Source organism: Janthinobacterium sp. 35 (assembly GCF_002754575.1).
Classification (GTDB): Bacteria; Pseudomonadota; Gammaproteobacteria; order Burkholderiales; family Burkholderiaceae_D; genus Janthinobacterium; species Janthinobacterium tructae.
This window is the reverse complement of sequence record NZ_PEFN01000001.1, coordinates 5,900,855-5,913,391: the sequence shown is the minus strand read 5'-3', so window position 1 is coordinate 5,913,391 and position 12,537 is coordinate 5,900,855. Positions and strand designations below refer to the sequence as shown.

General features: G+C 65.8%; 10 protein-coding genes. 2 read left to right on the top strand and 8 right to left on the bottom strand.

The features are described from left to right. Window positions 1-43 precede the first annotated feature (43 nt). The gene (locus tag CLU93_RS26235) at window positions 44-1,447 is read left to right on the top strand and encodes an MFS transporter (RefSeq protein WP_099764012.1); all 1,404 of its coding nucleotides are present in this window, start codon (window positions 44-46) and stop codon (window positions 1,445-1,447) included. After that, entirely contained in the window at window positions 1,444-2,067 is a 624-nt protein-coding gene (locus CLU93_RS26230; protein WP_099764011.1) for a glutathione S-transferase family protein, read from the top strand. The genes CLU93_RS26235 and CLU93_RS26230 overlap by 4 nt, the downstream gene beginning before the upstream one ends. On the opposite strand, the gene CLU93_RS26225 is transcribed toward CLU93_RS26230, so the two are convergent. From CLU93_RS26225 to CLU93_RS26190, 8 genes are all read right to left on the bottom strand, one after another. Beyond that, a complete protein-coding gene (locus CLU93_RS26225) occupies window positions 2,064-3,350 on the bottom strand; it encodes a DUF445 domain-containing protein (protein WP_099764010.1) in 1,287 nt (428 codons plus the stop codon). The two genes, CLU93_RS26230 and CLU93_RS26225, sit on opposite strands and share 4 nt — an antisense overlap. A 77-nt stretch (window positions 3,351-3,427) precedes the next feature. After that, complete coding sequence (locus CLU93_RS26220; protein WP_099764009.1) at window positions 3,428-4,825, bottom strand: amino acid permease; 1,398 nt, start codon at window positions 4,823-4,825, stop codon at window positions 3,428-3,430. 211 nt (window positions 4,826-5,036) lie between these two features. Further along, entirely contained in the window at window positions 5,037-6,824 is a 1,788-nt protein-coding gene (locus CLU93_RS26215) for an MFS transporter (RefSeq protein WP_099764008.1), read from the bottom strand. A gap of 50 nt (window positions 6,825-6,874) precedes the next feature. After that, a complete protein-coding gene (locus tag CLU93_RS26210) occupies window positions 6,875-7,969 on the bottom strand; it encodes an N-acetylglucosamine-6-phosphate deacetylase (protein ID WP_099764007.1) in 1,095 nt (364 codons plus the stop codon). Between the two features lie 3 nt (window positions 7,970-7,972). After that, on the bottom strand, window positions 7,973-8,740 hold the full coding sequence (locus tag CLU93_RS26205; protein WP_096235221.1) for a DeoR family transcriptional regulator: 768 nt from the start codon (window positions 8,738-8,740) through the stop codon (window positions 7,973-7,975). 34 nt (window positions 8,741-8,774) lie between these two features. Beyond that, a complete protein-coding gene (locus tag CLU93_RS26200; protein ID WP_218968401.1) occupies window positions 8,775-10,118 on the bottom strand; it encodes a D-tagatose-bisphosphate aldolase, class II, non-catalytic subunit in 1,344 nt (447 codons plus the stop codon). After that, complete coding sequence (locus tag CLU93_RS26195; protein ID WP_218968362.1) at window positions 10,118-11,080, bottom strand: ROK family protein; 963 nt, start codon at window positions 11,078-11,080, stop codon at window positions 10,118-10,120. Before CLU93_RS26195 ends, CLU93_RS26200 begins: the two co-directional genes overlap by 1 nt. Continuing rightward, the gene (locus CLU93_RS26190) at window positions 11,067-12,227 is read right to left on the bottom strand and encodes an SIS domain-containing protein (RefSeq protein ID WP_099764006.1); all 1,161 of its coding nucleotides are present in this window, start codon (window positions 12,225-12,227) and stop codon (window positions 11,067-11,069) included. The genes CLU93_RS26195 and CLU93_RS26190 overlap by 14 nt, the downstream gene beginning before the upstream one ends. Window positions 12,228-12,537 lie beyond the last annotated feature (310 nt).

Genomic DNA, 12,537 nt, shown 5'->3' with positions numbered 1-12,537 from the left:
GCGTTGTTTTGACGTCGAGTAAAACTATATCGATAGGATCTCCATGTTACTTTCACATAGGCAACTTTGCCTGGTTTTGCTGTGCACCACGCAATTCGTCGCCTTGCTCGATTTTTCCATCACCATGATTCCCCTGCCGCAAATCCAGCACAGTCTGGGCTTTACGTCCGGCGGCCTGCAATGGGTGATCAATGCGTATGGTGTGGCCATTGCCGGCTTCCTGCTGCTGGGCGGGCGCGCGGCCGACATGTTCGGCCGCCGCCGCGTCTTTCTCATGGGCGTGGTCCTGTTTACGGCGGCGTCCCTGCTGGGCGGCTTTGCGCATAGCCCGGCCATGCTGGTGGCCACGCGCGCGCTGCAGGGCTTTGGCGCCGCCATGTTTTCGCCGGCCGCATTCTCCCTGCTGCTGGCCGTGTTTCCCGAACCGCCACAGCGCAACCGGGCGCTGGGTGCCTGGACGGCCGTGGCGGCCAGCGGCTTTGTCGCGGGCCTGATCCTCGGTGGCTTCATCACGGACCTGCTGGGCTGGCGCTGGGTGCTGTGGATCAATGTGCCCGTCGGCTTGCTGGTGCTGGCCCTGTCGCCGGCCTTGCCCCTGGGCCGGCCCGATGCCGATATTGCTGCGGCTGGCGGCACGCTCGACGTGTGGGGCGCGCTGCTGGTGGCGTCGGGCGCGGCGACGCTGGTGTTTGCCTTTGCCAATAGCGAGCATGTGGGGCTGGCGCATCCGTTCACTTTTGCCCTGGTCGCGCTGGCGCTGGCCTTGCTGGCGCTGTTCGTGTGGGTGGAGGGACGCGTTGCCGCGCCGCTGATGCCGCTGGCCGTGTTCCGGCGCCGCTCCACGGGCGGCGCGAATATCGTCTCCCTGCTGGCCAACACGGCCCTGGGCCCCACCTTTGTCGTGGTGGCGCTGGCCATGCAGGAAGTGCTGGCGTTTTCCGCCACGCGCACGGGACTGGGATTGCTGCCGATGGCCGTCGCCTTTACCCTGGCCAGCGCCTGGGCCGGACCGGCGCTGATCGCCCGCTGCGGCACCAAGCCCGTCATCGTCAGCGGCATGCTGCTGTTCATCGGCGGCCTGGCCCTGCTGGGCGCGTCGCTGGCCACGCTCGCCTCGTGGGGCGTAGCCATCCTGCCAGGCACCGTACTGGCCGGCATCGGCTATGGCCTGGCGTTTCCCGCCTGGACCGTGGCCGGCATCGATGGCGTGCCGGAAGCGGACCATGGCCTGGCGGGCGGCATGCTGACCACCACCCAGGAAGTCGGATCGGCCGTCGGCCTGGCCGTGGGCGTGGCCGTCAGCATTGCCGTGCTGGCCGGCGGCGGAACGGCGGCACAAGGCTACAGCAGCGCCATCCTCGTTTCCGCCTGCCTGGTGGCAGCGGGCCTGGCGTGCGCCATCGCCATCCTGCCTGGCAAGGCCGCGCGCCAGGAGGCGGCAGCATGATGGAACTCTACACCGACAGCTCGCCGAACGGTTTCAAAGCCACGATAGCGCTGGCCGAACTGGGCTTGCCATACCGGCTGCGCCATGTGCGCATCGAACAGGGCGAACACCGGCTGCCCGCCTTCCTGGCCCTCAATCCGCACGGGCGCATTCCCGTGCTGGTCGATCACGACACGGGCATCACCGTGTTCGAGTCGGCCGCCATCCTGCTGTACCTGGCCGAGAAAACGGGGCGCTTGCTGCCCGCGCAGCCGCAGCAGCGCTGGGCCGCCATCACCTGGCTGCAATTTCACGCGGCCAGCATGGGGCCGATGCTGGGCCAGCGCGTGCATTTCGAGATCGCCGACGCGGGCGCAAACGTAACGGCCACGGCGCACTTCCGCCAGCTGTGCGACGCGGCCTTCGCCACCATGGAGGGCCGCCTGGCCGGCAGTCCGTACCTGGCCGGCGACGATTATTCCATCGCCGACATCGCCAGCTTTGGCTGGCTGCATATCGCGCAGCTGGTCGGCTTTGATTTTTCCGCCTGGCCCCACCTGGGCGCCTGGTATGCCCGCGTGGCGGCCCGCCCGGCCGTGCAGCTGGGCGTCACGCTTCCCGCGCCTGCCACCGGCGCTTAAAACGCCTGGCTGACTGAATAAATCAGCAAGCCGGCCAGGCCGCCCACGATGGTGCCGTTGATGCGGATGAATTGCAGGTCGCGCCCGATGGCCAGTTCGATGCGCTCGCTCATTTCATCCTTGCTCCACAAGTCCAGGCGGGCGGCGATGAAGGCGCCCACTTCGCCCCGGTAGCGGCGCACCAGCGAGCCGCTGCCGGCGACGATGGCATCGTTCAGCCATTCCCGCGCGCTCCTGTCTTCGGCCAGCACCTTGCCCGTGTTGCGCGCCAGGCTGGCGATGGCTTGCGCCAGCACGGGCGCGTCCGCGTGCAGGTCGGCCAGCAGGCGCGTGCTGATGTTGCTCCAGACGTCGCCCAGCATGGCTTGCACGGTATCGCTGGCGATCAGCTGTAGCTGGTAGCGGCGCACGGTTTCCTGCCAGTGCGGGTCGGCCTTCAGGTGCAAGGCGCTGTCGGCGATCCAGCCGGCGATGCGCTGGCGCAGCGGGTGCTGCGCATCGACGCGCACGGCGACGGCAAACTTTTGCAGCGAGGCGATCATGCGCGGCTCGTACGCTTTCACGGCTTTTTTCACCAGCGCGTTCTCGATCTGGAAGGCGCCCAGCACGAAGTCGCCGATGGCGGCGTGGTGTGTCTCGTCATCGAGGTAGGCGGCGCTGCGGTCGAGCATAAAGTCCAGCAACTGCTGCGGCTTGCCGTCGGCGATCAGCGCGTCGAGGCAGTCGGCCGCCACCTCCGACAGGTTCAATTGACCCAGGTAGTTGCTGGCCTGGTCACGCAGCAGGCGGCCCAGCTTCTCATGGTCGAGCATCGCCAGCAGCTGTTTCGCCACGCCGGCGCTGGTCATGCCCAGTTGCTGCGCGTGGAGCTCGTCACTGAGCCAGGCTCCCAGGCGCGCGGCGGGGTCGGCTTGTACGATGCGCTCGGCGATGCCTTGCTCGGTAATGAAATGGTTTTCCACGAAGGCGCCCAGGCTGCGGCCGATGTCCGTCTTGCTGTTCGGGATGATGGCCGTATGCCACAAGGGGATGCCCAGCGGGTGGCGGAACAGGGCGACGACGGCGAACCAGTCGGCTATCGCGCCCACCATGGCCGCTTCGGCGAACGCTTCCACATAGCCCCAGGCGGGGTGGCCGCCGCGCTGCGAGCGGGCCACGGCAAACACCAGCGCGGCGAGCAGCAGCAAGCCGACGGCCAGCCACTGCATGTTGCGCAGGCGCGCGCGCTTGAGCTGGTCCGTGCTCTGGTCCAGTTGTGCGATGAGGTCGGGGGAAGGTTGCATGGATGGCGGCCTGCGGTGGTTGCGAGACCGCCATCTTAACTGCGGCAGCGACAGGATATGTCGCTGCACGGGACTTTTTACTGCTGCGGGTGCAGCAGCGAACGGCGGCGCGCGTAGCCGAAGTAGATGACCAGGCCGATCACCAGCCAGATGGTAAAGGCCACCCAGGTGACCCAGCTGAGGAAAGTCATCAGGCCCACGCACAGGATCACGGCCAGTGCCGGCACATACGGCACGCCGGGGCAGCGGAAGGCGCGCGGCAGGTCCGGGCGCTTCTTGCGCAGCACCACCACGGCAATCGACACCATGGTGAAGGCGGCCAGGGTGCCAATGTTGATCAGCTCGGCGAGGATGTTGAGCGGGATCACGGCGGCGATCAGGCCGAAGACGATACCCACCAGCCAGGTGGCGAAGAACGGCGTGTGGAAGCGCGGATGCACGGTCGACAGGCGCTTGGGCAGCAAGCCGTCGCGCGACATGGCGAAGATGATGCGCGTCTGGCCGAAGGCCATCACCAGGATCACGGTGGTCATGCCGAGGATGGCGCCCAGGTCGACGAAGCCGGCGATCCAGTTTTCGCCCGCATATTGCAGGGCCAGCGAGACGGGATGGTCGACGCCGAGGAATTTCTGGTACGGCACGATGCCCGTCATGATGGCCGAGACCACCACGTACAGCACGGCGCACACGGCCAGCGAGCCGATGATGCCGATCGGCAGATCGCGCGACGGCTTCTTGACTTCCTCGGCGGCCGAGGTGACGGCGTCAAAGCCGATGAAGGCGAAGAAGACGAGGGCGGCGGCGCTCAGCATGCCGTGGTAGCCGAACGGCATGTAGGGCTGCCAATTGGCCGGCTGTACGTGGCGCGCACCGAAGATGATGAACAGCAGCACCACGCCCACCTTGATGGCCACCATGATGTTGTTCAGGCGCGCCGATTCGCGCACGCCCCAGCCCAGCATGGCCGTCAGCAGCAGCATGATGACCAGGGCCGGCAGGTTGATGAAGGTGGTCACGCCGGGCAGGGCGCCCGGTGCGGCCGACAGGGCCGCAGGCAGGGCGATGCCAAAGCCCGCCAGCAGCGACTGGAAGTAGCCGGACCAGCCGACGGAGACGGCGGCCGCGGCCAGGCCGTATTCGAGCAGCAAGTCCCAGCCTATCATCCAGGCGGCCAGCTCGCCCAGAGTCGCGTAGCTGTAGGTGTAGATGGAGCCGGCCACCGGCACGGTGGAGGCGAATTCCGCATAGCACAGGGCGGCGAAGCAGCAGGCAACGGCGGCCACGACGAACGACAGCGACAGGGCGGGGCCGGCCGTCAGCGCGCCCGTGCCGGTGAGCACGAAAATGCCCGTGCCGACGATGGCGCCTATGCCCATGAGGACAAGGTCGAACGGCCCCAGCACCTTGGCCAGTCCTCCCGGTTTCTTGCTGTGGGCGATCATGTCATCCAAATTCTTGGTTCTAAATAAGCTCACTGTGTCTCCTGGTGGTTTTTGTCATGGCGCCATTGCCGCCTCGTGAGTAGCACGACGCAGCCAGATTCTAGCCCACGCGCCCGTGATTCCAGAAGGAAAACCGTACGGTGGCGTGCGCGCCAGCCCGGTAAACTTGTCCAACAGGCAAAAAAACAGCCCCGGACGTTGGGCCGGGGCTGGAAAGGAGACTGCTACAGTTGGTTACTCTGTCTTACTTTGCAAAGTGCGCTTCGATCTCTTCGAGGGTTTTACCCTTCGTCTCCGGCAGCAGGAAGGCGGCAGCCAGGAAATACAGCACGGTGCAGCCGGCGCCGAAGAAGAACAAGGTCGAATAGCCGTGCAAGCCCACGGTCGGCAGGAAGATGGCGGCGATCACCGTCGAGACGAACTGGTTCACCAGCAGCGCGATGCTCATGCCGTTCGAGCGGATGCGCGTCGGCATCAGTTCGGACAGGGCCAGCCACACGCACACGCCCGGCCCCACGGCAAAACTGGAAACGAACACGCAGATGGCAATCGCTACCAGCCAGCCGTGCGAGGACGAGGGCACGGGGCCCAGGCTGGCCTTCTCGATACGCAGCGGCGCCTCGCGCCCGGCGGCCGGGTCGGCGAACGGGTTCAGGTGCAACTGGCGGAAGAACACGCCGATCACGCTGTCGGCCTGCACGGCGTCGTCGCGCGCGATGCTGACCTGACGCAGCACGGGGTCATCGCTGCGCAGGCTTTTCACATTGGTGAACGGGCCGTAGGCGTAGGCGATGGTCAGCTGCTGCGGCGTGCCGTCGGCCGCCGCGCCCAGCGCCGTCAAGGTGGGCGCATCGAGCTGCAGGGTCAGGCCATCGGCTTGTACCTGGGCGGCGATGGCGGGACGCACGTCGGCCAGGTGCGCTTCGGCGCTGCGGAACAGCAGCCCGGCCGCCAGCAGCGAGACGACGATGCCGCCCGTGCCCAGCATCAGCAGGAATTTGCGGCCCTTGCGGTCGACCAGCAGCACGGCCACCACCGTCATCACGGCATTGAGTACTTTCAGCAGCACATCCGCCATGTTGGCCGAGGCGCCCGACAGGCCCGCCTGGTTCAAGATATTGACGACATACGCGAGGATGGAATTGATGCCCGTCGCCTGCGTGCAGGCGAGGATCAGGCAAGCGAGCAGGAAGGGCAGCACGTAGCGGCGGCTCAGCAGCGGATCCCTGGCCTTGCCGCTGATCTTGGCCGCGTTTTCCGGCGTGTCTTGCATCTCGCGCAGTTCGATGTCGGCGGCAGCGGGCAATCGCGTGCGCAGCAGCGACTGGCGCGCCTGCTCGATGCGGCCCCGTTGCGCCAGCCAGCGCGGCGACTCGGCCAGCAGCAGGGCGCCGATGGTAAACACCAGGCCCGGCGTCAAACAGACCCAGAAGATGCTGCGCCAGGCGTGGTCCTTGGCGGTAAAAATGGCGGCGATGCGGCCCGCTTCCGGCAACGCTTGCGCCGCCTGCGTGGCCGTTTCCACCGTCTGCGCTTGCTGCAGGCCGATCAGGGCGGCAGCCACCAGGCCGATGGTCAGCAGCAGCTGGAACAGGGCCGCGCCGCGTCCGCGCTGTTGCGCGGGCAGGCATTCGGCCAGGTACAGGGGCACGACGACGCCGATCAAGCCGCCGCTGATGCCTTGCAGCAGACGGCCCAGCAGCAGCGGCGTGTAGCCGTCGGCCAGGGCGATCAGCGGGATGCTGGCGCTGAACAGGGCGCCGGCCAGGAACATCACCCAGCGCCGGCCGATAATATCGGCCAGGGCGCCGGCGAACAGCGACGACAGGACTGAACCCAATAGCACGGCGGCGACGATAAAACTCAGCTGCTGGGCCGTCAGTTTCCAGGCCACCGAGGCCGTTGATTCCAGGTAGGGCAGGGCGCCGGCGATGATGCCGATGTCTATGCCGTACAGCAATCCCCCCATGCCGGCAATAAATAGCAGGTAGCGCATGGCCCACACGGGGGCCTTGTGTGACGTGTCGTGCATGGTAACTCCGGGACGGGGTTGAGGTTGGGGGCTGGGTCTAGAGACTGAATCTAGCGGGTGGAAAGATCGATGGCCGCGCCTTCGACGAAGACGGACACTGGCTGTAATTGGGGATCGAGGACGACGATGTCGGCCCAGGCGCCGGGCGCCAGGCGGCCCCGTGCGGATTCGCCCAGGTAATCGGCCGGGTATAGCGACAAGCGGTTCGAGGCGTCGGCCAGGTCCAGGCCCAGTTCGACGAAATTGCGCAGCGCCTGGTCCATGGTCAGCACGCTGCCGGCCAAGGAACCCGTGGCCAGGCGCACGCAGCCCAGGCATTTGTAGACGCGCTGCGTGCCCAGGCCGTATTCGCCATCGGGCATGCCGGTGGCCGAGGTGGCGTCCGTCACGCCGTACAGGCGCGGGATGGCGCGCAGGGCCGCGCGCAGGGCGCCCTTTGCCACGTGCTGCAGGTCGGGGATGATTTCCGCGTATTCGGCATGCGCCAGCGCCGCGCCCACCATGCCGGGATCGTAATGCGTCATGCCCGTCATGCCGTTGTACAGGTGGGTAAAACCGGAGACGCCGGCCATCAGGGCCGCCACGCCTTCGTCATACGTGCCGGCGCTGTGGCCGATCTGCACGCGGATGCCCATGGCCGCCAGTTGCGGGATCAGTTCCAGGTGGCCGGGGATTTCCGGCGCCATGGTGAGTACCTTGATGGGCGCGATGGCGTGGAAGCGCTGCACTAGCGCCAGGCTCGCTTGCACCACGTCGGGCGGCTGCGCGCCCAGGCGGTGCAAATTCAAAAACGGGCCTTCCAGGTGCACGCCCAGCATGCGCGCGCCGTTGGCAGGACGCTCGGCGATGACGCCGGCCAGGCCTTGCAGGGCGCGCAAAATCGACGGTTCCTTCGCTGTCAGGGTGGTGCCCAGGAGGGCCGTGGTGCCGTGGCGCGCGTGCACTTGCGCCACGCTGGCGCCCGCGTTGCCGCCTTCCATGATGTCGACGCCGGCCGCGCCGTGCACGTGCAGGTCGATAAAACCGGGCAAAATGGTCAGCGCGCTGTCGGCGGCAGGGTCTTCTTGTATCTGGACGATGCGCTGGTCAAAAGTGATGGTGCCCGTGATCCAGCCAGATGGGGTAAGGATTCTGCCGCTCAGCATGTGTTATTCCGCTATAAAAAGTTCGATGCCCAGCTTTTGCAGCCCTTCGCGGTACTCCTGGCTGATGCTGGCATCGGTGATGACGGTATCGACCCGGTCCAGCTGCACGATGCGGTGCAGGCTGACGCGGCCGAACTTGGAGGCGTCCGTGAGGACGATGATTTTCTTCGCCCGTTCCACCATCTTGTGGTTCAGGCTTGCTTCCGCTTCGTGGTGGGTGGTGACGCCAAACTGCAGGTCGAAGCCGTCCACGCCCAGAAACAGCTTGTCGAAGCTGTACGCCTGCAAACAGGTTTCCGCCTGGCTGCCCTGGATCGACAGCGACTGCTTGCGCAGCAGGCCGCCCGTCAGGATCAGGTCCACGCCGGGCGCGTCGGCCAGTTCCCATGCGATGTTGAGGCCATTCGTGGCCACCGTCACGCCGGTCGCGTCGCGCAAATGGCGCGCCAGCGAGATGGTGGTGGTGCCCGAGTCGATGATGATGTTATCGCCCGGTTCCACCAGCCGCGCCGCATAGGCGCCGATGCGCTCCTTTTGCTCGTGGTTGATGGCATCCTTCTGGCGTATCGTGTGTTCAAGCGGCGGCGTGCGCGTCAGGGTCGCGCCGCCGTGGCTGCGCGTGGCCATGCCTTGCGCTTCCAGCGCATTCAAGTCGCTGCGGATGGTAACCGCGGACACGCCGAGCTTTTCCACCAGATCGGTCACTTGCACCGAACCCTGCTGGGTAAGCATGTGGAGGATGGATTCACGGCGTTGGCTGGTATTTCGCATGGTGGCGGGCTCAGTAAAAATGAAAATATCGAGCTTAACAGATTGCCGCTTCGGCAACGACGGGGACGGCCGTATTGCGGCTGCAGGCGCGCGCATATTGCGCCAGCAAGCTGCCGATCTTGTGCTCGATCAGGGCCGGCACCTCGGCTGCCAGGCTGCCCTGCACCATGGCCAGGTACTGTTCCGGCAAATGCTGGCTGAGCAGCGGCAGCGGAATCGTCACGGCGTCCAGGTTGGCCAGCAGCTTGTCGACGGTGGCCGCCACTTCCGGCTCGCCCCAGTAATAGCGGCAACGGTCGCTCAAACCGTAGCGGCGCATCAGACGCTGTTCTTGCGGCGTGCCCAGGTAATGCTTGATCCAGTGCTTCGGCTTGGCCAGCATCACATCGTCGAGTACCTGCATCAGTTGCGACGTGGCGTGCGCCGGCAGCAGTTCCTGCTCGATCTGGCACAGCGCGTACAGCGCCTCGCGCAGGGCGAAGGTGGCGGCCGGTCCCACTTTCAGGATGGCGAAATGGTCGCGCACCATGGCGTGCAGGGCCGATTCACGCTGGTAGTCGGTGGAATGGGCTTCAAACACAAGGCCAGGCTGCTCGGCGACGAATGCCGACAGCTCGGCGGCGGCATTCGCATCGTAATGCTGGATGCTGCTCTGGTCGAAATCGACGCCAGGCTGCACCACCATGGCGATGACGCGGCGCCAGGCGCCATGCAGCTCGTTGTCCAGGAAGGCGCGGCGGTGCACGTCCAGCGTGCGGCGCGCGGCCTGCGGGCTGGTGACGGCGCCGGCTTGCGCCAGCGATGCTTCACCGCCCGGTATCGGCACTTCCGTGCCGATCACGTAGACGGGCGGCGCGAAGCCGGCGGCAGCCGCCGCCGCTTCGGCGACGAGGCACAGGCGCGCCGAGCGGGCGGCCACGGTTTCATCGTCGAGCTGCAGTGGATCGTCGGCACAGCGCATGCTGCAATCGAGGTGGATCTTATGGAAACCGGCCGCCGCATACGCGGCGATCAGGGTCTCGGCGTGGGCCATGGCGGTGGCCGCATCGAGGTGCTGCCAGGCGTTCGGACCAAGATGGTCGCCGCCCAGCACCAGGCGGCTGGCGGGGAAACCCTGTTCGCGCGCCAGTGCCAGCATGGTGTCGCGGAAAACTGCCGGCGTCATGCCCGTGTAGCCGCCGAACTGGTCGACCTGGTTCGAGGTCGCTTCGACCAGCAGCACGGTGTCGTACTCGCTGGCCACGCGCATGGCGGCGCGCAGCACGCTCGGGTGGCTGCAGCACACGGCGTACAAGCCCACGGGTTCGCCGCGGCGGTGCGCCTTGATCACTTGCTGGATCGGGGACAGGGTAAAGGTCGGGTTTTCCACTTGCTTCATCATGTTGACGCCTTGGTATGTTGTCGTATCAAAAGGGCCGCGCCGCGCGCGCCGCCAGCGTCGCCAAAGCGGGGCGGCAAAATGGGCGGCACGTGCACGCCGGGGAACAGATGGCGCTTCACGGCGGCCGGCAGCTTGTCGTACAGGTGCGGCAGCTTGGACAGGCCGCCACCGAGCACGATGACGTGCGGGTCGTAGGCCAGTACCAGGCCGGCCAGCGCGTGGCCCAGCACGTCGAGGTGCACGGCCACCGTGCGCTGGGCCACGGCGTCGCCGATGTTGGCGCGGGCGACAATGGCCAGCGTGGCCAACGGTTCTGTGCCTTCGCCGCCAAAATACGCATATAACTTGCTTATGGCGGGGCCGGAGACATAGCGTTCCAGGCAGCCCGTCTTGCCGCATGGGCAGGGGTATTCGGCCAGGCCGTGCTGCGCCAGCAGGGTGGCGGGCAGGCTCCAGTGGCCCCATTCGCCGGCTACGCCGTTAAAGCCGCGCAGCAGCTGGCCGCCCACGCAATAGCCGCCGCCGGCGCCCGTGCCGAGAATGGCGCCGAACATGCTGGCGGCATTCTCGGCCGCGCCGCCTTGCGCTTCCGACAGGGCGAAGCACTGGCAATCGTTGCCGATGGCGACAGGGCGCTGCAAGGCTTGCTGCAGCGTTTGCGCTACGAGGCGGCCGTTCAGGGCCGGCACGTTGGAGCTCAGTTGCCTGCCGCTGGCGCTGTCGATCACGCCGGGTAAGCCGATGCCGACGGGCGCCGTCGTGCCCAGTGCCGCGTCGCCGCGCGCCACCAGGCCGGTGATCGCTTGCACGAAGGCGCTAAAATCGTCGCCGGGCGTGGCCACCCGTTCGCGGAATACCTCGGCCAGCGCGCCGTCGCGGTCGGCGAACGCCACCAGCTCGATCTTGCTGCCGCCGATGTCGATGCCGTGAAAGCCCTGGATGGAATTAGAATTGGTCATGGCCATAGATGGTGACGCCCTGCACGACACGGTTGACGATGCCGCCGGCGAATGGATTGTCGGGGCGCAGTTGCAGCAGCGCGGACTGGTGCAGCGCATATTGCTGCGCCATCAGCAGCCACAGCGGGGCCAGCCAGGCGTCGGGCCAGGCTGGCGCGTCGGCCGCTAAGTTGGCAGATATGTTGGCAGATAAGTCGCCGCCGATGCCCACCGTCAGGCAGCGCTGCGCCACGCTGTCGCGCTGCAGTTCTTTCAACAGGTCGTCTTCGTACTGGCGCGCCAGGGGCTTGCTGCTGCGCAGCAGGATCACCAGCGATTCCGTGGTGACGGCCGATTTCGGGCCGTGACGGAAACCCAGCGCGGTATTGGCCATCGCCATCACGCGCCCACCCGTCAATTCCAGGATTTTCAATGCCGCTTCCTTGGCCAGCGCTTCCAGCGGGCCGCTGCCCAGGTAGACCACGCGCTGTACGGGTGTCGAGCCCAGCTCCGCCACGGGCGCCGACCAGTCGCGCAACGCTTGTTCGCCCAGCTGCGCCAGGGTCTCCAGGCGCGTCAAGTCGACGTCCTGGCCCAGTACCGACAGGGCCGCCAGCAGCATGCTGCTAAAGCTGCTGGTCATGGCGAAGCCGCGGTCGCAGCTGCCTTCCGGCATCAGCAAGTTATACGTATTGCTGTCATTGGCGCCCTGGCGCGCCAGCTTGCCATCGGCGTTGCAGGTGATGTTCAAAAAGCGCGCGCCGGGCACGACCTGGCGCAGCAGTTCCACGGCCGCCAGGCTTTCCGGGCTGTCCCCGCTGCGGGCAAACGAGACGAGCAGGGTAGGGGCGTCCGCTTCCAGGTACAGCTCGTGGTGCGTCAGCAACGTCGTGGTGGCGATGGCGCGGATCTGCGCGGGCCAGGCCGCATTCAAGGTGTCGGCGACGATTTCGCCCACATAGGCCGAGCTGCCGGCGCCCGTCAGGATGACGCGTTGTTGCGGATTGGACAGCGCGTCGCCGAGGAAGGCGGCCAGGCTGGCTTGTTCCTTGCGCAAGATGCCGGCCAGCGCGCGCCAGATGGCCGGCTGGTGGGCGATTTCCTCGGCCGTGTGCAGGCCGCCGATGTCGCGCCAGGTTTGAATGTCACGCTGAAGAAGGGTAGTCATGGAGTGTCAGTAAAGTGTTTGTTGGAGAAAGCATAAATACTAAATTTCGAAAAGTCAAATACGAAAGTAAAACGAAAGTAAATAGTTGCATGGCTTGCGAAATAATGTCGTTTTATCCCCTTTCAATCGTGTTGCAGTGCCGCATGAAACCCAGTGGCGCTGCCGCCTGTCGCTGAAATACGACGATAACGAAAGTATGTTTTGTGACTTTTTGGTGAAACGTAAGAAAAATGCGCCAATTCTGGGCATTTTATTAATAAATTGTCGCTTTATCTTTCTTTTAATTGACGATATTTATTTTTCTTCTTAA

What these genes read in the sequence shown, in the direction of transcription:
- CLU93_RS26235 (WP_099764012.1), top strand. Translation starts at nt 44, where the DNA reads ATGTTACTTTCACATAGGCAACTTTGCCTGGTTTTGCTGTGCACCACG.
- CLU93_RS26230 (WP_099764011.1), top strand. Translation starts at nt 1,444, where the DNA reads ATGATGGAACTCTACACCGACAGCTCGCCGAACGGTTTCAAAGCCACG.
- CLU93_RS26225 (WP_099764010.1), bottom strand. Translation starts at nt 3,350, where the DNA reads ATGCAACCTTCCCCCGACCTCATCGCACAACTGGACCAGAGCACGGAC.
- CLU93_RS26215 (WP_099764008.1), bottom strand. Translation starts at nt 6,824, where the DNA reads ATGCACGACACGTCACACAAGGCCCCCGTGTGGGCCATGCGCTACCTG.
- CLU93_RS26210 (WP_099764007.1), bottom strand. Translation starts at nt 7,969, where the DNA reads ATGCTGAGCGGCAGAATCCTTACCCCATCTGGCTGGATCACGGGCACC.
- CLU93_RS26205 (WP_096235221.1), bottom strand. Translation starts at nt 8,740, where the DNA reads ATGCGAAATACCAGCCAACGCCGTGAATCCATCCTCCACATGCTTACC.
- CLU93_RS26200 (WP_218968401.1), bottom strand. Translation starts at nt 10,118, where the DNA reads ATGAAGCAAGTGGAAAACCCGACCTTTACCCTGTCCCCGATCCAGCAA.
- CLU93_RS26195 (WP_218968362.1), bottom strand. Translation starts at nt 11,080, where the DNA reads ATGACCAATTCTAATTCCATCCAGGGCTTTCACGGCATCGACATCGGC.
- CLU93_RS26190 (WP_099764006.1), bottom strand. Translation starts at nt 12,227, where the DNA reads ATGACTACCCTTCTTCAGCGTGACATTCAAACCTGGCGCGACATCGGC.